This is a genomic window from Pseudomonas sp. LBUM1674 (assembly GCF_059695635.1).
In genome coordinates this window covers 1,114,418-1,136,256 of the sequence record NZ_CP166779.1, presented here as the reverse complement: position 1 = coordinate 1,136,256, position 21,839 = coordinate 1,114,418, and the positions used below count along the sequence as shown (strand labels likewise).

The window sequence follows — 21,839 nt, the reverse complement described above, 5'->3', positions numbered from 1 at the left end:
GCACTTACCGCCCGTGACGACTCAACCATTGTCCGGCCAGCACACGCGCCTTCGTGTCCGCCGTAAACACCGCGTCGAGATCGTCCACCGCAACCACCGGTTCAAGATTCAACACTTCCTCGATGATACTCGCGATTTCCGGGTAACGAACCCGTCCGTCGAGAAAGGCCGCGACCGCCACTTCATTCGCCGCATTGAGCATGGCCGGCGCACTGTTACCCGCTTCGGCCGCCTGACGCGCAAGGCGCAGGCAAGGGAAGCGATCTTCATCAGGCGCCTGGAAATCCAGGCGCGCGATGGCAAACAGATCCAGCGGCGGTACGCCCGAGTCGATACGCTCTGGCCAGGCCAGTGCATTGGCAATGGGCGTACGCATGTCCGGATTGCCCAATTGGGCCAGCACCGAACCATCGATGTAATCGACCAACGAATGAATCACGCTCTGCGGGTGAATCACTACCTCGACCTGGGATGGCTTGGCATCGAACAGCCAGCAGGCCTCGATCAACTCGAGCCCCTTGTTCATCATGCTGGCCGAATCTACCGAGATCTTGCGCCCCATGGACCAGTTCGGATGGGCACACGCCTGATCGGGAGTCACATGCACCAGCTCAGCCATCGGCGTCTGCCGGAACGGACCACCGGAGGCTGTCAGTAAAATCCGACGCACGCCGACGGCCCCCAGGCCACGGGCAAAATCCCCTGGCATGCACTGGAAAATCGCGTTGTGCTCACTGTCGATCGGCAACAGCACCGAACCGCTTTTACGCACGGCCTGCATGAACAACGCACCGGACATCACCAGTGCTTCTTTGTTGGCCAGAAGGATTTTCTTGCCAGCTTCGACCGCCGCCAGGGTCGGACGCAAGCCCGCCGCACCGACGATAGCCGCCATCACGGCATCCACTTCAGGATCGGCCGCCACCTGGCACAACCCCTCCTCCCCCACCAGCACACGAGTCGACAGGCCAGCTGCATGCAAGTCGTCCTGCAAGCCTCGGGCTGCGCTCGCCTCAGGCACCACGGCATACCGCGGCGCATGACGAACGCACAGCGCCCGCAGCTCACTCAAGCGGGTGAAGCCGCTCAAGGCAAACACCTGATAACGCTCGGGATGACGCGCAATGACGTCGAGCGTGCTCAAACCGATCGAGCCGGTCGCCCCCAGCACGGTAATCTGCTGTGGGCGGCTCACGGTGCGGCCATCCACAGCAATACGGCAAACACTGGAATCGCCGCCGTGAGACTGTCGATGCGGTCGAGCACACCGCCGTGACCTGGCAGCAGGTTGCTGCTGTCCTTGATCCCGGATTGACGCTTGAACATGCTCTCGGTGAGGTCACCCACCACCGAGATAAACACGATCACTGCGGCGCAGATCAGACCGATCAGCATCTGGGCGACACTCCAGTCGCGAACGATTCCGACGATTGCCGTGATCACCAGGCTCGCCGCCAACCCGCCATACACGCCTTCCCAGCTTTTGCCGGGACTGACCTGGGGGGCCAGCTTGCGCTTGCCGAACGCCCGGCCGGAAAAGTAAGCACCGATATCGGCCCCCCAGACCAGCACCATCACCGCCATGATCAGCCAGTTGCCCAAGGGCTCCTGCTTGATCTGCACCAGCCCTTGCCAGGCCGGCAACAAAATCAGCAGACCGATCACCAGCTTGCAGGCCGCGCTGGCCCAATGTTCGCTGGAGCGCGGGTAAGTCAGCACCAGCCAGGTCGCAACACCCCACCAGAGCACAGAAGCGCCCAACACCCATGGCGCCAGCCCCGGCAGGATATGCATGACAAACAGCATCAACGCGACCACCGCCGCATAGGCGACGCGGATCGGCTGCTCGGTGAAGCCCGCCAGGCGCGCCCATTCCCAGGCCCCGAGGGTCACGACCAGCCCGATGAACAGGGCAAACCCTGTGCCTTCAAGCAGGAAAAACCCGCACAACGCAATCGGTAGCAGGATCAGTGCGGTGATGATTCGTTGTTTAAGCATTAAACCCGGGCTCCAGCCTCGACCTGCTCGCTCGTTTTACCGAAGCGGCGCTGGCGAGAAGCGTAATCGGCCAGCGCGTTACGCATGGCATCGTGTTTGAAGTCCGGCCAGAACAGGTCGGAAAAGTACAACTCGGCGTAAGCCAGTTGCCACAGCAGGAAGTTACTGATGCGATGCTCGCCACCGGTACGGATGCACAAGTCCGGCAACGGCAGGTCGCCGGTGACCAGGCAGGTTTGCAACAGTTCTGGGGTGATGTCTTCCGGACGCAGATGCCCGGCCTGAACTTCCCGCGCCAGACGCTGCGCGGCTTGCGCGATATCCCACTGACCGCCGTAGTTGGCGGCGATCTGCAGGATGAAGCGATCGGCGCCCACCGTCATGGCCTCGGCCTCACGCATGGCAACCTGCAGCTCCGGATGGAAGCGAGAACGGTCGCCAATGATGCGCAAACTGATGTTGTTCTCGTTCAGGCGCTTGGCTTCACGTCGCAGCGCCCTGAAGAACAGATCCATCAAGGCACTGACCTCGGCGGCCGGACGCTGCCAGTTCTCACTGGAGAAGGCGAACAGCGTCAGCACTTCGACCTTGGCCTCGGCACACACCTCGATCACTGCCCGAACGGCATCCACACCCGCTTTATGCCCGGCGACACCCGGCATAAAGCGTTTTTTCGCCCAACGATTGTTACCATCCATGATGATCGCGACATGGCGCGGCACCGCAGTCGGCGCACTCTGCTTGATCTTATCCATGACAAAGCGACCCTTATACGGCCATCAGGTCTTTTTCTTTCTCCGCCAACTTAGCGTCGATTTCAGCTACGAACTTCTTGGTCAGATCGTCGATCTCGCCAGTGGCGCGACGCTCTTCGTCTTCGCTGATTTCTTTTTCCTTGACCAGATCCTTCAGCGAGCTGTTTGCGTCACGACGGATGTTGCGCACGGCAACACGGGCGTCCTCAGCCACATCACGAGCCTGCTTGGTGAAGCCCTTACGGGTTTCTTCGGTCAGGGCCGGCATGGAGATCAGCAACAATTCACCCAGGTTGGTCGGGTTGAGGTTCAGACCCGCGCTACCGATAGCCTTGTCGACGGCACCCAGCATGTTGCGCTCAAAGGCAACGACTTGCAGGGTACGGGCATCTTTGACGGTGATGTTCGCCACCTGCTTGATTGGAGTGTCGGAACCGTAATACGGCACCATCACGCCTTCAAGGATGCTTGGGTGAGCCTGGCCGGTACGAATACGGCCGAAGTTGTGAGCCAGGTTTTCGACGGATTTTTGCATACGCTCTTTAGCGTCTTTCTTGATTTCATTGATCATTGTTGGCCTTCCTCGATCAGGGTCCCTTCAGCGCCGCCGTGCACGATGTTCAGCAGGGCGCCGGGCTTGTTCATGTTAAATACGCGCAACGGCATCTTATGGTCGCGGCACAGGCAAATGGCCGTCAGGTCCATCACGCCCAGCTTGCGATCCAGCACTTCATCGTAAGTCAGATGATCGAACTTCTCGGCATGCGGGTCTTTGAACGGGTCAGCGGTGTAGACGCCATCGACCTTGGTTGCCTTGAGCACTACATCGGCATCGATTTCGATTGCACGCAGGCAGGCTGCCGAATCCGTGGTGAAGAACGGGTTACCGGTACCGGCCGCAAAAATCACAACTTCCTTGGCGTTCAGGTGACGCATGGCTTTGCGGCGATCGTAGTGATCGGTCACGCCAACCATGGAAATGGCCGACATCACGATGGCCGAGATATTGGCACGTTCCAGCGCATCGCGCATGGCCAGGGCGTTCATCACAGTGGCCAGCATGCCCATGTGGTCGCCAGTGACCCGATCCATGCCGGCCGCGCTCAGCGCCGCACCGCGGAACAGGTTACCACCACCGATCACCAGACCGACCTGAACACCGATACCGACCAGCTGGCCGACTTCCAGCGCCATGCGATCCAGAACTTTCGGATCGATCCCGAACTCTTCCGAGCCCATCAGGGCCTCGCCGCTAAGCTTGAGTAGAATGCGTTTATAGCGAGCCTGATAACCACTGCCCTGCTGAGCCATTGCGAATCTCTCCTGCGGCGTATTTTAAAAAATTCTTTGCGAGCTGTTTACAGCTGGCTGTTCACTCTAGCTTGGCGCTGCTTCAGCGCCATCAGAACATGGCTTTGTAAGCCAGTTCCAAAGGGAAACCAATTAAAAAATTTGGCACCCCATCTGAAAAGAGGCTGCGCGCGTGAGCGGGCAGCCTCTTCAGGGCGACAGTTGAAAACTGTCTTATTGCTTGGCGGCAGCCAGCTGGGCAGCAACTTCTTCAGCGAAGTTGTCGACCGGCTTCTCGATGCCTTCGCCTACTTTGAAGTAGGTGAAAGAAACGATTTCAGCACCGGCTTTCTTGGCCAGTTCGCCGACCTTGATTTCAGGGTTCTTGACGAACGCCTGCTCAACCAGGCTCGCTTCAGCCAGGAACTTGCTGATACGGCCTTTGACCATGTTTTCAACGATGTTTTCCGGCTTGCCGGCGATCTTGTCAGCGTTGAGGGTCAGGAACACGCCTTTCTCGCGCTCGACCGCTTCAGCGGAAACTTCCGATGGCAGCAGGAATTCAGGGTTGGTGGCCGCTACGTGCATGGCGATGTCTTTGGCCAGCTCAACGTTGCCGCCCTTGAGAACAACCGCAACACCGATCTTGTTGCCGTGCAGGTAACCACCAACAACATCACCTTCAACGCGCGCCAGGCGACGGATGTTGACGTTTTCGCCAACCTTGCCGACCAGAACCAGGCGATCGGCTTCTTGAGCTTCGATCAGCGGAGCGACGTCAGTCAGCTTGTCAGCAAACGCTTTTTCAACGCTTGCAGCAACAAATGCCTTGAAATCGTCCTGCAGAGCCAGGAAGTCGGTCTGCGAGTTCACTTCCAGCAGAACGGCAGATTTACCGTCTTCTTTAAGAGCGATCGCGCCTTCAGCGGCAACGTTGCCCGCTTTTTTGGCAGCCTTGATGGCGCCCGAAGCACGCATGTCATCAATGGCTTTTTCGATGTCGCCGCCGGCCTTGGTCAAGGCCTTTTTGCAATCCATCATGCCTTCGCCGGTACGCTCGCGCAGTTCTTTGACCAACGCTGCAGTAATCTCTGCCATTTCAAAATCCTCTTGGATAGGTTTTCAACCATTCCACCCGATCAAACGGGCGTTCAATTCTTCCCGAACCATCTTGTAGCCGCTGCACGTTACAAAGGCTGTAGCTGCGCTGCCGACAAATGGTTTTCGAGGTGGCAAAAAGGGGGCCAAGCCCCCTTTTTGCTTACTGAGTCAACGCCAAGGCGTCAATTACTCAGCTGCAGCTGCCGGAGCTTCTTCAACGAACTGCTCGGTACCGCCAGCAACGTGGTTGCGACCACGGATGACTGCGTCAGCCATCGAACCCATGTACAGCTGGATAGCGCGGATTGCGTCATCGTTGCCTGGGATGATGTAGTCAACGCCTTCCGGGCTGCTGTTGGTATCGACTACGCCGATAACCGGGATGCCCAGCTTGTTGGCTTCGGTGATCGCGATGCGCTCGTGATCAACGTCGATAACGAACAGAGCGTCTGGCAGACCGCCCATGTCCTTGATACCACCCAGGGAACGATCGAGCTTCTCAAGATCGCGAGTGCGCATCAGCGCTTCTTTCTTGGTCAGCTTGGCGAAGGTACCGTCTTCGGCTTGCACTTCAAGGTCACGCAGACGCTTGATGGAAGCACGGATGGTTTTGAAGTTGGTCAGCATGCCGCCCAACCAGCGGTGATCGACGTACGGCGAACCGCAACGTGCTGCTTCTTCAGCAACGATCTTGCCAGCGGAACGCTTGGTGCCGACGAACAGAATCTTGTTTTTGCCCTGGGCCAGGCGCTCTACGAAAGTCAGAGCTTCGTTGAACATTGGCAGGGTTTTTTCAAGGTTGATGATGTGGATCTTGTTACGCGCGCCGAAAATGTATTTACCCATTTTCGGGTTCCAGTAACGGGTCTGGTGACCGAAGTGCACACCGGCCTTCAGCATATCGCGCATGTTGACTTGGGACATGATAGTTCCTTAATAAGTCGGGTTTGGCCTCCACGTATCCCAATGACCAACCAGCAGCATTACGCTTCAGGCACCCAGGTCATCGTGTCGACACGTGTGTGGATTTAGGCTTTTCAGGGGATCCCCGGAAAGCGGCGCATTTTATACCACAAGGCGTAAAAAAACGGAACCCGGATTCTGAAATCCCAGCCTAGGCTTTTATTCCACGCCCTGGAATTCGTCAAGGATGCACCCTTCTATAGAGAGAAGCGACGCACAGAGGCTCAGATTTGCCCTGTTCGTCTGATAGAATCGGGTTTTTCAGGGCCGCGGGATCGATCGCGCAACGCCCATTTTGTTTTAGCAAGCGCCATCGAGCGCAGAGAGAGCCTGTATGACCGTCACCCTCAAAACCCCGGAGGACATCGCCAAAATGCGTGTCGCCGGCAAACTGGCCGCCGATGTGCTGGAAATGATTGCCGAACATGTCAAACCGGGCATCACCACCGAAGAGCTGGACCGCATCTGCCACGACTACATCGTCAATGAGCAAAAGGCCATCCCTGCCCCGCTCAATTACAAGGGCTACCCGAAGTCCATCTGCACCTCGATCAACCACGTGGTCTGCCACGGCATCCCGAACGAGAAGCCGTTGAAGGATGGCGACACCCTGAACATCGACGTCACCGTCATCAAGGACGGCTTCCACGGCGACACCAGCCGCATGTTCCACGTCGGCACCGTGCCGGTCTGGGCCGAGCGCCTGTCGCAAGTGACCCAGGAATGCATGTACAAAGCCATCGAAATCGTCAAACCCGGCTGCCGCCTGGGCGACATCGGTGAAATCATCCAGAAACACGCGGAAAAGAATGGTTTCTCGGTGGTTCGCGAGTTCTGCGGCCACGGCATCGGCAAGGTCTTCCATGAAGAACCGCAGATCCTGCACTACGGCCGTGCCGGCACCGGCATGGAACTCAAGGCCGGCATGACCTTCACCATCGAGCCGATGATCAACCAGGGCAAGGCCGACACCAAGGTGCTGGGCGACGGCTGGACCGCGATCACCAAGGACCGCAAGCTGTCGGCGCAGTGGGAACACACCTTGCTGGTAACCGAAACCGGTTACGAGATCTTCACCTTGCGCGCCGACGACACCATCCCGCGCGTTTCGGCCTGATCCGGGCCGCGCAGCTCCCAGCCTTTTATAGACAGGAAAGCCAATCGATGCCGCAGGTGGATCCAGAACTCTTCGACCGAGGCCAGTTCCAGGCGGAACTGGCCCTGAAGGCAAGCCCGATCGCGGCCTTCAAGAAGGCAATCCGCCAGGCCCGCGAGGTGCTTGACGGGCGCTTTCGCAGCGGCCGGGAGATTCGCCGGCTGATCGAGGATCGCGCCTGGTTCGTCGATAACATCCTGCAAAAGGCCTGGGAACAGTTCGACTGGAGCGAAGATGCCGACATCGCGCTGGTCGCGGTCGGCGGCTACGGTCGTGGTGAGCTGCACCCCTTTTCCGACATCGACCTGCTGATCCTGCTGGACAGCGCCGATCACGAAATTTTCCGTGATTCCATCGAGCGTTTTCTGACGCTGCTGTGGGACATCGGCCTGGAAGTCGGCCAGAGCGTGCGCTCGGTAGACGAGTGTGCCGTTGAAGCCCGCGCCGACCTGACGGTCGTCACCAACCTGATGGAAAGCCGCACCATTTGCGGCCCCGAGCGCCTGCGCCAGCGCATGCTGGACGTCACCAGCACCGCGCACATGTGGCCGAGCAAGGACTTCTTCCTGGCCAAGCGCGCCGAGCAGAAGGCCCGGCATCACAAGTACAACGACACCGAATACAACCTGGAACCCAACGTCAAAGGCTCGCCCGGTGGCCTGCGGGATATCCAGACCATTCTGTGGGTGGCCCGTCGCGAGTACGGCACCCTGAACCTGCGGGCGCTGGCCGGGGAAGGTTTCCTGGTCGAGAGCGAAAATGCCCTGTTGGCCTCCTCCCAGGAATTCCTGTGGAAGGTTCGTTACGCCCTGCACATGCTTGCCGGCCGCTCCGAAGACCGCTTGCTGTTCGATCACCAACGCACCATTGCCGGGCTGCTGGGCTTCCAGGGCGATGACGCCAAGCAAGCCATTGAAAACTTCATGCAGCAGTATTATCGGGTGGTCATGAGCATTGCCCAGCTCAGCGACCTGATCATCCAGCACTTCGAAGAAGTCATTCTCGCGCCGCAAGACCAGGCGCCGCCGCAACCGATCAACCCGCGATTCCAGCTGCACGACGGTTATATCGAGGCGCGCAACGACAACGTATTCCGTCGTACGCCCTTCGCCATGCTCGAAATCTTCGTGCTGATGGCGCAGCAACCGGAGATCAAGGGCGTACGCGCCGACACCATTCGTCTGCTGCGCGAACACCGGCACCTGATCGACGACAACTTTCGCAACGACATTCGCAACACCAGCCTGTTCATCGAACTGTTCAAGTGCAAGATCGGCGTCCATCGCAACCTGCGCCGGATGAACCGCTACGGCATTCTCGGCCGTTATCTGCCGGAGTTCGGCTTCATTGTCGGGCAGATGCAGCACGACCTGTTTCACATCTATACGGTCGACGCCCACACCCTGAACCTGATCAAACACCTGCGTAAGTTGCAGTACACCCAGGTGTCGGAAAAATTCCCGCTGGCCAGCAAGCTCATGGGCAAGCTGCCCAAGCCGGAGCTGATCTACCTGGCCGGGCTGTACCACGACATCGGCAAGGGCCGGCATGGTGACCATTCGGAAATCGGCGCGGTGGATGCCGAAGCCTTTTGCCAGCGCCACCAGTTGCCGGTCTGGGACAGCCGCCTGATCGTCTGGCTGGTGCAGAACCATTTGCTGATGTCGACCACTGCCCAGCGCAAGGACTTGTCCGACCCGCAGGTGATCCACGATTTCGCGCAGACCGTCGGCGACGAAACCCACCTCGACTATCTGTACGTGTTGACCGTCGCCGACATCAACGCGACCAATCCGACGCTATGGAACTCCTGGCGCGCCAGCCTGTTGCGCCAGCTCTACACCGAGACCAAGCGGGCCTTGCGCCGTGGCCTGGAAAACCCGGTCGACCGCGAAGAACAGATCCGCCAGACCCAGAGCGCCGCTCTGGACATCCTGGTGCGCGGCGGTACCGATCCGGACGACGTCGAGCAACTCTGGGCGCAACTGGGCGACGACTACTTCCTGCGTCACACCGCTGGCGATGTGGCCTGGCACAGTGATGCGATCCTCCAGCAGCCGGCCGACGGCGGGCCACTGGTGCTGATCAAGGAAACCACCCAGCGCGAGTTCGAGGGCGGCACGCAGATCTTCATCTACGCCCCGGACCAGCACGACTTCTTCGCCGTGACCGTGGCCGCGATGGACCAGCTCAACCTGAACATCCACGACGCCCGGGTCATCACCTCCAGCAGCCAGTTCACCCTCGACACCTATATCGTGCTCGATACCGACGGCGACTCGATCGGCGATAATCCGGCGCGGGTCAAACAGATCCGTGACGGCCTGACCGAAGCCCTGCGCAACCCGGACGACTACCCGACCATCATTCAGCGTCGGGTGCCGCGCCAGCTCAAGCATTTCGCGTTTGCGCCGCAGGTAACGATCCACACCGACGCCCAGCGTCCGGTGACGGTGCTGGAGCTCAGCGCTCCGGACCGGCCCGGCTTGCTGGCGCGGATCGGCACGATCTTCCTGGAATTCGACCTGTCGCTGCAGAACGCCAAGATCGCCACCCTCGGCGAACGCGTGGAAGACGTGTTCTTCATCACCGATGCGAACAACCATCCACTGTCCGACCCCTTGCTGTGCAGCCGTTTGCAGGATGCGATCGTCGAACAGTTGACCGTCAACCAGGAATCCGAAATTAAACTGTCGCGAATCAGTATCTGATTTGAATTAACAAACTTCCCCTGTGGAAATGGGCAACCCCAAGAATGCTCAGTTAAGCGAAATCCCATGTGGGAGCGAGCTTGCTCGCGATAGCGGTGGATCAGTACACATTGATGCTGAATGTTCCGCCGCCATCGCGAGCAAGCTCGCTCCCACAGGTTTCGTGTCTTGACTGAGATTTGAGCGCGCTCTCCACATTGAACGAGATCCATCGATGAACAACGCTCTGAACCAGTTGCAGCCATACCCGTTCGAGAAGCTCCGCACCTTGCTCGGCAGCGTTACGCCAAACCCTGACAAGCGCCCAATCGCGCTGTCCATCGGCGAGCCGAAGCACCGTTCGCCAAGCTTTGTCGCCGAAGCCCTGGCCAGCAACCTGGATCAAATGGCCGTCTATCCAACGACCCTGGGCATCCCCGCCCTGCGTGAGGCCATCGCGGCCTGGTGCGAGCGCCGCTTCGGCGTCCCGAACGGCTGGCTCGACCCGGCGCGCAACGTGCTGCCGGTCAACGGCACCCGTGAAGCGCTGTTCGCCTTTACCCAGACCGTGGTCAACCGTGGCGACGACGCCTTGGTCGTCAGCCCGAACCCTTTCTATCAAATCTACGAAGGCGCGGCATTCCTCGCCGGGGCCAAGCCGCACTACCTGCCGTGCCTGGATGAAAACGGCTTCAACCCGGATTTCGACGCCGTATCGCCAGACATCTGGAAACGCTGCCAGATCCTGTTCCTGTGCTCGCCGGGCAACCCGACCGGCGCGCTGATCCCGGTAGATACCCTGAAAAAGCTGATCGCCCTGGCCGACGAACACGACTTCGTGATCGCCGCAGACGAGTGCTACAGCGAACTGTACTTCGACGAACAAACCCCGCCCGCCGGCCTGCTCAGCGCCTGCGTCGAACTGGGCCGCAAGGATTTCAAGCGCTGCGTGGTGTTCCACAGCCTGTCCAAGCGCTCCAATCTGCCGGGCCTGCGTTCGGGCTTCGTGGCCGGTGATGCCGACATTCTCAAAGGCTTCCTGCTGTATCGCACCTACCACGGCTGCGCGATGCCGGTCCAAACCCAGCTGGCCAGCGTTGCCGCCTGGAATGATGAAGTGCATGTGCGCGCCAACCGTGCGCTGTATCGCGAGAAATACGATGCGGTGCTGGAGATACTCAGCCCGGTGATGGATGTGCAGCGCCCGGACGGTGGTTTCTACCTGTGGCCGAATGTGGAAGGCGACGATGAAGCGTTTTGCCGCGATCTGTTTGTCGAAGAACACGTGACCGTGGTGCCGGGTTCCTACCTGTCCCGCGAGGTGGAGGGTGTCAACCCGGGCGCCGGTCGTGTGCGGATGGCGTTGGTCGCACCATTGGCAGAGTGTGTCGAAGCGGCTGAACGGATTCGCGCTTTTATTACCTCGAAACAGTGAACAGATAAGTCCCGCCCTGCGCAATGCAGCGGCGGGACTTCAATTAATCATCAAGTTACAACAATGTCCACCCTGAAGCTCTCAAGCCTATTATCTTCTTCGAACCCGTTGTCCTGCGGACCAATAAAAAATTTATAAACAACATGGATGTTACTCATGCACACTCATCACTTTGTCCGAATGGAACCGCCGTTAAATGAGCACAACTCATACGATGCGGCTGTCAAAGAAAACGCCAGCAATGTCGCCAATACTTTGCCGGGAGGGCGTCGCAAACGCTCGGTGGGTTATTACAGCAAGTTTTGGAAAAACGGAAAAACCATTACCATCTCGTTCATGCATGGATTGCTCAATGATATGAAACGTGATGCTGAACGAATCATTCGCGAGTGGGAGCCTTACGTCGGTCTGTCCTTCGAATTCGTCGAGCCTGGTCAAGGCGAAATCCGAATCGCCATGGAGGGTAAGGACAGCTACTCCACCATCGGGACAGATGCGTTGCTAAAGCAACCGAACGAACCTACTCTCGTCGTAGGGATAAATCATCCAGATATGGTTTTTCGCCAAGTAATACTTCACGAATTCGGTCACGCACTGGGTTTGCATCACGCGCACTTGCATCCCCTGGCAGATATCCCCTGGAACCGGGAAAAAGTATATGAACACTACACCCATGCTGCCGAGTGGAGCAGAGAACAGATTGATCACAATCTATTTGATTTAGAAACCGGTGCTGATACTTTCCTGGGAAACTATGATAAAGATTCCGTCATGCACTACCGCGTACCAAACTTCCTCACCTATGGAGACTGGTATGTGGGTGTCAATCCAGAAATCAGCGCGCAGGACAAGATCAACATAAGCCAGATCTATCCGAAGCCAAGCCCCCAAGGCACTTTGCTTATCTGACCTGCCCCAGATTGACCCCGCTCAAATCCAGCTCTCCCAATACTTCCCGCAGCACGTCATCACCGATCCGGTGATGATGGCTCAGGCCATACAACTCCAGCTGATGCCGATACTCGGACATGATCCGCGCCTTGAGTTCTACCGCCAGCGCCGCCTACGCCGGGTCCTGGGGATTGGCTACACCCATCTCGCACACCTGGACACCAGCCTCTGCAGGAGCGAGCTTGCTCCGGGCGGCGCTCCGACGAAGGTCGTCAACGATAACGCGACAAGCCTGTCACCCCGCGGCGTTCTCAGACTCATCGCGAGCAAGCTCGCTCCTACAGATCGACAAACCCGACCACGGCCGACGCGAAACCGTCCGGTCGTGGCATAATCCTTCACCTTTTATTTCCAGCACCTGCAAAGGGGGCAATTCCTTGACCGTTTCAAGCAAAACGTTGCACCTTTTCGGCATCAAAGCCTGCGACACCATGAAAAAGGCGCGCACCTGGCTCGATGAACACGCTGTCAGCTATGACTTTCATGATTACAAAACGGCCGGAATCGACCGTGAACACCTGAGCCAATGGTGCGATGAGCACGGCTGGCAAGTAGTGTTGAACCGTGCAGGCACGACCTTTCGCAAGCTCGACGACGAACGCAAAGCCGATCTCGACCAGCGCAAAGCCATCGAACTGATGCTCGCACAACCCTCGATGATCAAGCGCCCGGTGCTTGATCTCGGTGACCGAACCCTGATTGGCTTCAAGCCAGATATCTACGCGGCAGCGCTCAAGTAAGGCAGCCCGTTCAATTTTGTTAGAGGTATTTACATGTCCACTACCCTGTTCAGCCTGGCCTTTGGTGTCGGCACTCAAAACCGTCAAGGCGCATGGCTGGAAGTGTTTTACGCGCAGCCACTGCTCAACCCGTCGGCCGAACTGGTCGCCGCCGTTGCGCCAATCCTGGGCTACACCGAAGGCAACCAGGCCATCGCCTTCACCCTCGCTCAGGCTTCGCAACTGGCCGACGCGCTCAAAGGCGTCGACGCTGTCCAGGCCGCCCTGCTCACCCGTCTGGCCGAAAGCCACAAGCCGCTGGTCGCAACCCTGCTGGCCGAAGATGCGCCACTGTCTTCCACGCCTGAGGCTTATCTCAAACTGCACCTGCTGTCCCATCGCCTGGTCAAGCCGCACGGTTTGAACCTCACCGGGATTTTCCCGTTGCTGCCGAACGTGGCGTGGACCAGTCAGGGCGCCATCGACCTTGCCGAACTGGCCGAGCGTCAACTGGAAGCCCGCCTGCGTGGCGAGCTGCTGGAAGTGTTCTCGGTGGACAAGTTCCCGAAAATGACCGACTACGTGGTGCCGGCCGGGGTGCGTATCGCTGATGCAGCACGTCTGCGCCTGGGCGCCTATGTCGGCGAAGGCACCACCGTAATGCACGAAGGTTTCGTCAACTTCAACGCCGGCACCGAAGGCCCGGGCATGATCGAAGGCCGCGTTTCCGCTGGCGTATTCGTCGGCAAGGGCTCGGACCTGGGCGGCGGTTGCTCGACCATGGGCACCCTGTCGGGCGGCGGCAACATCGTGATCAAGGTGGGCGAAGGCTGCCTGATCGGCGCCAACGCCGGTATCGGTATCCCGTTGGGCGACCGCAACACCGTTGAATCGGGCCTGTACATCACCGCCGGGACCAAGGTGGCCTTGCTGGACGAGCACAACGCGCTGGTGAAAGTGGTGAAAGCCCGTGAGCTGGCCGGCCAATCGGATCTGCTGTTCCGCCGCAATTCGCAGACCGGTGCCGTGGAATGCAAAACCCACAAATCGGCCATCGAACTGAACGAAGCGCTGCACGCTCACAACTAAGTGCCGCAGGCACCTGTGGGAGCGAGCTTGCTCGCGATGCTTTTTGGCGGCCTTACGGACGCCATCGCGAGCAAGCTCGCTCCCACAAGGTCCAGTGTACATCCGCCCAAGTTCACAGGGCTGAACCCATGATGATTCCCTCTCCCTGGCGTGCCGATTTTCCGGCCATCGCCGCATTGCAACGGCAAGACCAGACCTATCTGGACAACGCCGCCACCACGCAAAAACCCCAAGCCCTGCTGGATGCCCTGGCGCATTACTACGCCAACGGCGCGGCCAACGTGCATCGGGCGCAACATTTGCCCGGCGCCCACGCCACCCAGGCGTTCGAGGACAGCCGACGCAAGGTCGCCCAATGGCTCAATGCCGGCGATTGCGGGCAGATCATCTTTACCCACGGCGCGACTTCCGCGCTGAATCTCCTGGCATATGGCTTGGAACACCTGTTCAATCCGGGCGATGAAATTGCCATCAGCGCCCTGGAACATCACGCCAATCTGCTGCCGTGGCAGCAACTGGCCCAGCGTCGCGACTTGAAGCTGGTGATCCTGCCGCTGGATGCCAGTGGTTTGATTGATCTTGATGCCGCCGCGCAGTTGATCAATCCACGAACCCGCCTGGTGGCAGTCAGTCAGCTGTCCAACGTGCTCGGCGCCTGGCAGCCGTTGCCCGCGTTGTTGGCGCTAGCCCAGGCACACGACGCATTGACCGTGGTCGATGGCGCCCAAGGCGTCGTCCATGGTAGGCATGACGTGCAGGCGCTGGGTTGCGACTTCTATGTGTTTTCCAGCCACAAGCTCTATGGCCCCGAGGGCCTCGGCGTGCTGTTCGGCCGCGATGAAGCGCTGGAGCAGCTGCGCCACTGGCAGTTTGGCGGTGAAATGGTGATGGATGCCAATTATCACGACGCCCGCTTTCGCCCGGCACCACTGGGTTTTGAAGCAGGTACGCCACCGATTGCCGGCGTGATCGGCCTGGGGGCGACCCTGGATTACCTTGCCGGGCTCGATCAGCAAGCCGTGTCCGCCCACGAAGCGGCGCTGCATGACTATTTGCTCAAGGGCCTTGAGGCGCGTACCGGCATCCGCCTGCTGGGCAAACCGCAGTTGGCGCTGGTCAGTTTTGTTGTCGAGGGTGTGCATAACTCCGATCTGGCACATCTGCTGACCGAACAAGGGATCGCTGTACGCGCCGGCCATCATTGCGCCATGCCGCTGCTGAAAAGCTTCGAACTGGCCGGGGCGATTCGGGTTTCACTGGCGCTGTACAACGACTCCGAAGACCTGGAACGATTCTTTGAAGCCCTGGATCAGGCGCTGGAGTTGTTGCGATGAGTTTGCCTGCCGATGCTGTCATTGCGCTCGAAACCTTTCAGGCTGCCGCTGGCTGGGAACAACGGGCGCGAATGCTGATGCAATGGGGCGATCGTCTGCCCGCATTGAGCGATGTGGATAAAGTCGAAGCCAACCGGGTACATGGTTGTGAAAGTCAGGTCTGGTTGGTGGGCGCGTTGCAGGATGGGCACTGGCAGTTCAGCGCCAGTAGCGATGCACGGTTGATTCGAGGTTTGGTGGCTTTGTTGCTGGCGCGGGTTAACGGGTTGTCGGCGTCTGAGTTGCACCAGGTGGATCTGCCGGATTGGTTTCATCAGCTTGGACTGAGCCGTCAGCTATCTCCTTCGCGCAGCAATGGCCTCAACGCCGTGCTCCAGCGGATGAATGAGTTGGCTGGTTAATCGCCTTCGCGAGCAGGCTCGCTCCCACAGGGGGAACGCATTCCAATGTGGGAGCGAGCCTGCTCGCGAAGAGGTCAGCAGCCACACCGATCAAACCTGAGGCTTGACCCGATCCGCCGGCCGCCGCACCCCAGCCACAATCTTATCCACAGCCTTGGTCGCCGCGACCATGCCGAATGTCGCCGTCACCATCATCACCGCGCCAAACCCGCCGGCGCAGTCGAGCTTCACGCCATCCCCGACAAAACTCTTCTGCAGGCAAATGCTGCCATCCGGTTTCGGGTAGCGCAGCTGTTCGGTGGAAAACACGCAGGGCACGCTGTAATGGCGGGTCACGGTGCGGGAGAAGTTGTAATCCCGGCGCAGGGTCGAGCGTACTTTCGACGCCAGCGGGTCATTGAAGGTGCGATTCAGGTCGCACACCTGGATCAGCGTCGGGTCGATCTGGCCGCCTGCCCCGCCGGTGGTGATGATCTGGATCTTGCGCCGCTTGCACCAGGCGATCAGCGCAGCCTTGGCATTTACGCTGTCGATGCAGTCGATCACACAGTCGATGTTCGGCGTGATGTATTCGGCCATGGTCTCGCGGGTGACGAAATCCGCCACCGCGTGCACCGTGCAGTCCGGGTTGATCCCGCGCAGGCGCTCGGCCATCACTTCGACCTTGGGCTTGCCGACGGTGCTGTCCAGCGCGTGCAACTGACGATTGGCGTTGCTGACACAGACGTCGTCCAGGTCGAACAGCGAAATTTCGCCCACGCCACATCGCGCAACGGCTTCCGCCGCCCAGGAGCCGACGCCGCCGACACCGACGATCGCCACATGGGCCGCGCGCAAGCGCTCCAGGCCCTCGATGCCATACAACCGGGCGATGCCAGCAAACCGTGGATCTTCTGTACTCATGACCATTACCCCAAAAACCGGCGCGCATTATAGGGCCGAAGGCGGCCAAGAGCATCTTTGGGCTATGAACGGTGTCTTGGTTTCTTCAATCAGGCTACACAGAACCAAGAATTAACCTACGAAGGCCAACGAAAGAACTTAAGTCGAGTTGGATTGCCAAATGTAGGGCATTTCCCTGTCAGCTGTACGCTCAGGGAATGCCCGGTGTAGGATGCGCGCCCCTTGGTTCTCGCCGACCGGTCCTTAGTTCCACAGCCTTTGGAACCCGAAATAGCTATGTCATCGCGTAAATTTGGAATCAACCTGGTGGTGGTGCTCGCCATCGCTGCCTTGTTTACCGGCTTCTGGGCGCTGATCAATCGCCCGGTCACCGCCCCCGACTGGCCCGAACAGATCTCCGGCTTTTCGTACTCGCCATTCCAGCAAGGCCAGTACCCACAGAAAGAGCAATACCCGACCGACGATGAAATGCGTCGCGATCTGGAGATTCTGAGCAAGCTCACGGACAACATCCGTACTTACTCGGTCGATGGCACCCTGGAAAACATCCCCAAACTGGCGGAAGAATTCGGCCTGCGGGTAACCCTCGGCATCTGGATCAGCCCGGACGAAGAGCGCAACGAGCGCGAGATCACACGTGCGATCGAGATCGCCAACAGTTCGCGCAGTGTGGTTCGCGTGGTTGTAGGCAACGAGGCGATCTTCCGTAAGGAAATTACCGCCCCGGAGCTCAGTATTATTCTCGATCGCGTCCGCGCGGCGGTGAAAGTGCCGGTGACCACCTCCGAGCAATGGCACGTCTGGGAAGAAAACCCCAGCCTGGCCAAGCACGTCGACCTGATCGCCGCGCACGTCCTGCCGTACTGGGAACACGTTCCAATGGAACAGTCCGGGCAATTCGTGCTCGACCGCGCCCGCGACCTGAAAAAAATGTTCCCGAAAAAACCGCTGCTGCTGTCGGAAGTCGGCTGGCCGAGCAACGGCCGTATGCGCGGCGGCGCCGATGCGTCACCGGCAGACCAGGCGATCTACCTGCGCACACTGGTCAACAAACTCAACCGCCAGGGCTTCAACTACTTCGTGATCGAAGCGTTTGACCAACCCTGGAAGGCCAGCGATGAAGGCTCGGTGGGCGCTTATTGGGGTGTGTTCAACGCGGCACGTCAGCAGAAATTCAACTTCGAAGGCCCGGTCGTCGCGATTCCGCAATGGCGGGTGCTGGCTGTCGGCTCGGTGGTGTTGGCCCTGCTGTCCCTGACCCTGTTGATGATCGACGGCTCGGCCCTGCGTCAACGCGGCCGTACCTTCCTGACCTTCATCGCGTTCCTCTGCGGTTCGGTACTGGTGTGGATCGGTTACGACTACAGTCTGCAATACAGCACCTGGTTCAGCCTGACGGTGGGTTTCCTGCTCGCCCTCGGCGCGTTCGGGGTGTTTATCGTGCTGCTGACCGAGGCCCACGAACTGGCCGAAGCGGTGTGGACCCACAAGCGTCGGCGCGAATTCCTGCCGGTGGTGGGTGATTCGGACTACCGACCGAAAGTCTCGATTCACGTCCCTTGCTACAACGAGCCGCCGGAGATGGTCAAACAGACCCTCAACGCCTTGGCCAACCTCGATTACCCGGATTTCGAAGTCCTGATCATCGACAACAACACCAAGGACCCGGCAGTCTGGGAGCCGGTGCAGGCCTATTGCGAAACCCTCGGCCCGCGCTTCAAGTTCTTCCATGTCGCACCGCTGGCCGGTTTCAAGGGCGGCGCGCTGAATTACCTGATTCCGCACACCGCCAAGGATGCCGAAGTCATTGCGGTGATCGACTCGGACTACTGCGTCGATCCGAACTGGCTCAAGCATATGGTGCCGCACTTCGCCGATCCGAAAATCGCCGTGGTGCAGTCGCCACAGGATTACCGCGACCAGAACGAAAGCACCTTCAAGAAGCTCTGCTACGCGGAATACAAAGGCTTCTTCCACATCGGCATGGTCACCCGCAACGACCGTGACGCGATCATCCAGCACGGCACCATGACCATGACCCGGCGCTCGGTACTCGAAGAGCTCGGCTGGGCCGACTGGTGCATCTGTGAAGACGCCGAGCTGGGCCTGCGCGTATTCGAAAAAGGCCTGTCGGCGGCGTATTACCACACCAGCTACGGCAAAGGCCTGATGCCCGATACCTTTATCGACTTCAAGAAACAACGGTTCCGCTGGGCCTATGGCGCGATTCAGATCATCAAGCGTCACACCGCCAGCCTGTTGCGCGGCAAAGACACCGAACTGACCCGTGGCCAGCGGTACCACTTCCTCGCAGGCTGGTTGCCGTGGGTGGCGGACGGCATGAACATCTTCTTCACCGTCGGCGCGCTGTTGTGGTCGGCGGCGATGATCATCGTGCCGCAACGGGTCGATCCGCCGCTGCTGATTTTCGCGATCCCGCCATTGGCGCTGTTTGTGTTCAAGGTCGGCAAGATCATCTTCCTCTACCGTCGTGCGGTCGGGGTCAACCTCAAGGATGCGTTCTGCGCGGCATTGGCCGGGCTGGCGTTGTCGCACACCATTGCCAAGGCAGTGCTGTACGGTTTCTTCACCAGCAGCATTCCGTTCTTCCGCACACCGAAAAATGCCGACAACCACGGCTTCTGGGTGGCGATTTCGGAAGCGCGGGAAGAAGTGTTCATCATGCTGCTGTTGTGGGGTGCGGCACTGGGGATCTACCTGGTGAATGGTATGCCGAGCAACGACATGCGCTTCTGGGTGACCATGCTGCTGGTGCAGTCGCTGCCGTACCTGGCGGCGCTGATCATGGCGTTCCTGTCTTCGCTGCCGAAACCTTCGGTCGAAGCCGAGCCACTACCAGCGGTCTAAATCGCTGCGGATGCACTAAACGGCGGCCAATGGCCGCCGTTTTGCTTTAAGATAACCGCCATTTTGCAGGGCTTGGCTCAATGACCTGCCCCAATTCCTGTGGGAGCGAGCTTGCTCGCGATGAGTCCGTCACATTCAACATTTATGGTGAGCGTGGTTCAGCTATCGCGAGCAAGCTCGCTCCCACATAAAGATCTTCCGGAGTTTTTCATGACGGCCCATGCCGACCTTTCGCCGACCCTCCAACTCGCCATCGACCTGATCCGCCGTCCGTCCGTGACGCCGGTCGACGCCGATTGCCAGAAGCAGATGATGCAGCGCCTGGGCGATGCCGGTTTTGCGCTTGAACCGATGCGCATCGAAGATGTGGATAACTTCTGGGCGACCCACGGCAAACACGAGGGTCCGGTGCTGTGCTTCGCCGGCCACACCGACGTGGTGCCGACTGGCCCGGTGACGGCCTGGCAGATCGACCCGTTCAACGCGCTGATCGACGAGCACGGCATGCTCTGCGGCCGTGGCGCGGCGGACATGAAAGGCAGCCTCGCCGCCATGACAGTGGCAGCCGAGCGTTTCGTCGCCGACTACCCGGATCACAAGGGCAAGGTCGCTTTCCTGATCACCAGCGACGAAGAAGGCCCGGCGCACCACGGCACCAAGGCTGTGGTCGAACGCCTTGCCGCCCGCAAGGAACGCCTGGACTGGTGCATTGTCGGCGAACCGTCGAGCACTACCCTGGTGGGTGACGTGGTCAAGAACGGCCGTCGCGGCTCCCTCGGCGCCAAACTGACCGTACGCGGTGTGCAGGGGCACGTGGCGTACCCGCACCTGGCGAAGAACCCGATCCACCTCGCCGCCCCGGCGCTGGCCGAACTGGCTGCCGAGCACTGGGACCACGGTAACGACTTCTTCCCGCCGACCAGCTTCCAGATCTCCAACGTCAATTCCGGCACCGGCGCGACCAACGTGATCCCCGGTGACCTGGTGGCCGTGTTCAACTTCCGCTTCTCCACCGAATCCACCGTCGAAGGCCTGCAAAAGCGCGTCGCCGACATTCTCGACAAACATGGCCTGGACTGGCACATCGACTGGGCGCTGTCCGGCCTGCCATTCCTGACCGAGCCGGGCGCCTTGCTCGACGCAGTGTCGGCGAGCATCAAGGACATCACCGGGCGCGAAACCAAAGCATCCACCAGCGGTGGCACCTCTGACGGTCGTTTCATTGCGACCATGGGCACGCAAGTGGTTGAACTGGGTCCGGTCAACGCGACGATCCATCAGGTCAACGAGCGCGTGCTGGCCGCCGACCTCGACGTGCTGACCGACATCTACTACCAGACCCTGATCAAGTTGCTCGCCTGATGCTGGCCTGCCCGATCTGCAGCGAACCGCTGAACGCGGTGGACAACGGCGTGGCCTGCCCCGCCGGGCATCGTTTCGACCGCGCGCGCCAGGGTTACCTGAACCTGTTGCCGGTGCAGCACAAGAACAGCCGCGACCCCGGGGATAACCTGGCGATGGTCGAAGCCCGCCGCGACTTCTTGAATGCCGGCCATTATGCGCCGGTGGCCAAACGTCTGGCGGAGCTGGCTGCCAGGTATGCGCCGCAGCGCTGGCTGGACATCGGCTGTGGCGAGGGGTATTACACCGCGCAAATCGCCGAGGCCTTGCCGAACGCCGATGGTTACGCGCTGGACATCTCTCGCGAAGCGGTCAAACGCGCCTGCAAGCGCAACCCGCAGCTGACCTGGTTGATCGCCAGCATGGCCCGGGTGCCGTTGGCCTCTGGCAGTTGCCAGTTTCTCGCCAGCGTCTTCAGCCCGCTGGACTGGGAAGAAGCCAAACGCCTGCTTAGCCCCGGTGGCGGCTTGATGAAAGTCGGACCGACCAGCGGCCATCTGATGGAACTGCGCGAGCGGCTGTACGACGAAGTCCGTGAGTACACGGATGACAAGCATCTGGCCCTGGTGCCGGCAGGCATGACGCTGCAACACAGTGAAACACTGGAATTCAAACTGACGCTGGAAAGCGGTCAGGACCGAGCGAACCTGTTGGCCATGACGCCTCACGGCTGGCGCGCCAGTGCTGAACGCCGGGCGGCGGTCATTGAGCAAGTGGAGCCTTTCGAGGTCACTGTTTCGATGCGCTACGATTACTTCGTACTTCAATAATTTTTGGTCTCGAGC

General features: G+C 59.6%; 20 protein-coding genes. 11 read left to right on the top strand and 9 right to left on the bottom strand.

Annotation, left to right across the window (positions count from 1 at the left end; genetic code table 11):
* Positions 1-4: 4 nt before the first annotated feature.
* The 7 genes from ispC to rpsB all read right to left on the bottom strand — a co-directional run bounded on the left by ispC (position 5) and on the right by rpsB (position 6,068).
* Entirely contained in the window at positions 5-1,195 is a 1,191-nt protein-coding gene (ispC, locus tag ACA067_RS05225) for a 1-deoxy-D-xylulose-5-phosphate reductoisomerase (RefSeq protein WP_497460880.1), read from the bottom strand.
* Entirely contained in the window at positions 1,192-1,998 is an 807-nt protein-coding gene (locus ACA067_RS05220; protein WP_497460879.1) for a phosphatidate cytidylyltransferase, read from the bottom strand. Before ACA067_RS05220 ends, ispC begins: the two co-directional genes overlap by 4 nt.
* Positions 1,998-2,753: a polyprenyl diphosphate synthase gene (gene uppS / locus ACA067_RS05215; RefSeq protein WP_497460878.1), complete on the bottom strand. Its 756-nt coding sequence runs from the start codon at positions 2,751-2,753 to the stop codon at positions 1,998-2,000. Before uppS ends, ACA067_RS05220 begins: the two co-directional genes overlap by 1 nt.
* Before the next feature lie 13 nt (positions 2,754-2,766).
* Positions 2,767-3,324, bottom strand: a complete 558-nt coding sequence (gene frr, locus ACA067_RS05210) for a ribosome recycling factor (protein ID WP_497460877.1) — start codon at positions 3,322-3,324, stop codon at positions 2,767-2,769.
* A complete protein-coding gene (pyrH, locus tag ACA067_RS05205) occupies positions 3,321-4,064 on the bottom strand; it encodes a UMP kinase (protein ID WP_003172271.1) in 744 nt (247 codons plus the stop codon). The genes frr and pyrH overlap by 4 nt, the downstream gene beginning before the upstream one ends.
* Before the next feature lie 213 nt (positions 4,065-4,277).
* Entirely contained in the window at positions 4,278-5,141 is an 864-nt protein-coding gene (gene tsf, locus ACA067_RS05200; protein WP_154997187.1) for a translation elongation factor Ts, read from the bottom strand.
* A gap of 189 nt (positions 5,142-5,330) precedes the next feature.
* The gene (gene rpsB, locus ACA067_RS05195) at positions 5,331-6,068 is read right to left on the bottom strand and encodes a 30S ribosomal protein S2 (protein ID WP_007907989.1); all 738 of its coding nucleotides are present in this window, start codon (positions 6,066-6,068) and stop codon (positions 5,331-5,333) included.
* A 373-nt stretch (positions 6,069-6,441) separates the two neighbouring features.
* Here rpsB and map point away from each other — a divergent pair, with 373 nt between their 5' ends.
* The 4 genes from map to ACA067_RS05175 all read left to right on the top strand — a co-directional run bounded on the left by map (position 6,442) and on the right by ACA067_RS05175 (position 12,297).
* Positions 6,442-7,224, top strand: coding sequence for a type I methionyl aminopeptidase (gene map, locus ACA067_RS05190; protein ID WP_128872777.1), 783 nt, complete (start codon positions 6,442-6,444; stop codon positions 7,222-7,224).
* A gap of 47 nt (positions 7,225-7,271) precedes the next feature.
* Positions 7,272-9,974, top strand: coding sequence for a [protein-PII] uridylyltransferase (locus tag ACA067_RS05185; protein ID WP_497460876.1), 2,703 nt, complete (start codon positions 7,272-7,274; stop codon positions 9,972-9,974).
* 214 nt (positions 9,975-10,188) lie between these two features.
* On the top strand, positions 10,189-11,388 hold the full coding sequence (gene dapC / locus ACA067_RS05180) for a succinyldiaminopimelate transaminase (RefSeq protein WP_497460875.1): 1,200 nt from the start codon (positions 10,189-10,191) through the stop codon (positions 11,386-11,388).
* A 156-nt stretch (positions 11,389-11,544) separates the two neighbouring features.
* On the top strand, positions 11,545-12,297 hold the full coding sequence (locus tag ACA067_RS05175) for a M12 family metallopeptidase (RefSeq protein WP_497460874.1): 753 nt from the start codon (positions 11,545-11,547) through the stop codon (positions 12,295-12,297).
* Here ACA067_RS05175 and ACA067_RS05170 read toward each other — a convergent pair.
* A complete protein-coding gene (locus ACA067_RS05170) occupies positions 12,290-12,418 on the bottom strand; it encodes a hypothetical protein (protein ID WP_497460873.1) in 129 nt (42 codons plus the stop codon). The two genes, ACA067_RS05175 and ACA067_RS05170, sit on opposite strands and share 8 nt — an antisense overlap.
* Before the next feature lie 298 nt (positions 12,419-12,716).
* Here ACA067_RS05170 and ACA067_RS05165 point away from each other — a divergent pair, with 298 nt between their 5' ends.
* The 4 genes from ACA067_RS05165 (at position 12,717) to ACA067_RS05150 (ending at position 15,882) form a co-directional block, all read left to right on the top strand.
* Positions 12,717-13,079: an ArsC family reductase gene (locus ACA067_RS05165; protein ID WP_095631678.1), complete on the top strand. Its 363-nt coding sequence runs from the start codon at positions 12,717-12,719 to the stop codon at positions 13,077-13,079.
* Between the two features lie 33 nt (positions 13,080-13,112).
* Positions 13,113-14,147 (top strand): 2,3,4,5-tetrahydropyridine-2,6-dicarboxylate N-succinyltransferase, encoded by a 1,035-nt coding sequence (gene dapD, locus ACA067_RS05160; RefSeq protein WP_497460872.1) that lies wholly within the window; start codon positions 13,113-13,115, stop codon positions 14,145-14,147.
* Between the two features lie 128 nt (positions 14,148-14,275).
* Positions 14,276-15,481 carry an aminotransferase class V-fold PLP-dependent enzyme gene (locus ACA067_RS05155; RefSeq protein ID WP_497460871.1) on the top strand — a complete coding sequence of 402 codons (1,206 nt, stop codon included), beginning with the start codon at positions 14,276-14,278 and terminating at the stop codon, positions 15,479-15,481.
* Positions 15,478-15,882: a SufE family protein gene (locus ACA067_RS05150; RefSeq protein ID WP_497460870.1), complete on the top strand. Its 405-nt coding sequence runs from the start codon at positions 15,478-15,480 to the stop codon at positions 15,880-15,882. The genes ACA067_RS05155 and ACA067_RS05150 overlap by 4 nt, the downstream gene beginning before the upstream one ends.
* Before the next feature lie 90 nt (positions 15,883-15,972).
* Here ACA067_RS05150 and tcdA read toward each other — a convergent pair whose 3' ends face one another.
* Positions 15,973-16,785, bottom strand: coding sequence for a tRNA cyclic N6-threonylcarbamoyladenosine(37) synthase TcdA (gene tcdA / locus ACA067_RS05145; protein WP_497455494.1), 813 nt, complete (start codon positions 16,783-16,785; stop codon positions 15,973-15,975).
* A 276-nt stretch (positions 16,786-17,061) separates the two neighbouring features.
* Between tcdA and ACA067_RS05140 the strand changes: the two genes are divergently transcribed.
* From ACA067_RS05140 to ACA067_RS05130, 3 genes are all read left to right on the top strand, one after another.
* Complete coding sequence (locus tag ACA067_RS05140; RefSeq protein WP_497460869.1) at positions 17,062-19,653, top strand: glycosyltransferase; 2,592 nt, start codon at positions 17,062-17,064, stop codon at positions 19,651-19,653.
* A gap of 210 nt (positions 19,654-19,863) precedes the next feature.
* Complete coding sequence (gene dapE, locus ACA067_RS05135; RefSeq protein WP_497460868.1) at positions 19,864-21,015, top strand: succinyl-diaminopimelate desuccinylase; 1,152 nt, start codon at positions 19,864-19,866, stop codon at positions 21,013-21,015.
* Positions 21,015-21,824, top strand: coding sequence for a putative RNA methyltransferase (locus ACA067_RS05130; RefSeq protein ID WP_497460867.1), 810 nt, complete (start codon positions 21,015-21,017; stop codon positions 21,822-21,824). The genes dapE and ACA067_RS05130 overlap by 1 nt, the downstream gene beginning before the upstream one ends.
* Positions 21,825-21,839 lie beyond the last annotated feature (15 nt).

Excerpts from the sequence above, each read along its gene's own strand:
- ACA067_RS05140 (WP_497460869.1), top strand. The coding sequence starts at position 17,062 with ATGTCATCGCGTAAATTTGGAATCAACCTGGTGGTGGTGCTCGCCATC.
- ACA067_RS05175 (WP_497460874.1), top strand. The coding sequence starts at position 11,545 with ATGCACACTCATCACTTTGTCCGAATGGAACCGCCGTTAAATGAGCAC.
- frr (WP_497460877.1), bottom strand. The coding sequence starts at position 3,324 with ATGATCAATGAAATCAAGAAAGACGCTAAAGAGCGTATGCAAAAATCC.
- dapD (WP_497460872.1), top strand. The coding sequence starts at position 13,113 with ATGTCCACTACCCTGTTCAGCCTGGCCTTTGGTGTCGGCACTCAAAAC.
- map (WP_128872777.1), top strand. The coding sequence starts at position 6,442 with ATGACCGTCACCCTCAAAACCCCGGAGGACATCGCCAAAATGCGTGTC.
- ACA067_RS05170 (WP_497460873.1), bottom strand. The coding sequence starts at position 12,418 with ATGTCCGAGTATCGGCATCAGCTGGAGTTGTATGGCCTGAGCCATCAT.
- dapC (WP_497460875.1), top strand. The coding sequence starts at position 10,189 with ATGAACAACGCTCTGAACCAGTTGCAGCCATACCCGTTCGAGAAGCTC.
- ACA067_RS05220 (WP_497460879.1), bottom strand. The coding sequence starts at position 1,998 with ATGCTTAAACAACGAATCATCACCGCACTGATCCTGCTACCGATTGCG.
- ACA067_RS05185 (WP_497460876.1), top strand. The coding sequence starts at position 7,272 with ATGCCGCAGGTGGATCCAGAACTCTTCGACCGAGGCCAGTTCCAGGCG.
- dapE (WP_497460868.1), top strand. The coding sequence starts at position 19,864 with ATGACGGCCCATGCCGACCTTTCGCCGACCCTCCAACTCGCCATCGAC.
- pyrH (WP_003172271.1), bottom strand. The coding sequence starts at position 4,064 with ATGGCTCAGCAGGGCAGTGGTTATCAGGCTCGCTATAAACGCATTCTA.
- ACA067_RS05155 (WP_497460871.1), top strand. The coding sequence starts at position 14,276 with ATGATGATTCCCTCTCCCTGGCGTGCCGATTTTCCGGCCATCGCCGCA.
- tsf (WP_154997187.1), bottom strand. The coding sequence starts at position 5,141 with ATGGCAGAGATTACTGCAGCGTTGGTCAAAGAACTGCGCGAGCGTACC.
- uppS (WP_497460878.1), bottom strand. The coding sequence starts at position 2,753 with ATGGATAAGATCAAGCAGAGTGCGCCGACTGCGGTGCCGCGCCATGTC.
- rpsB (WP_007907989.1), bottom strand. The coding sequence starts at position 6,068 with ATGTCCCAAGTCAACATGCGCGATATGCTGAAGGCCGGTGTGCACTTC.
- ACA067_RS05150 (WP_497460870.1), top strand. The coding sequence starts at position 15,478 with ATGAGTTTGCCTGCCGATGCTGTCATTGCGCTCGAAACCTTTCAGGCT.
- tcdA (WP_497455494.1), bottom strand. The coding sequence starts at position 16,785 with ATGAGTACAGAAGATCCACGGTTTGCTGGCATCGCCCGGTTGTATGGC.
- ACA067_RS05130 (WP_497460867.1), top strand. The coding sequence starts at position 21,015 with ATGCTGGCCTGCCCGATCTGCAGCGAACCGCTGAACGCGGTGGACAAC.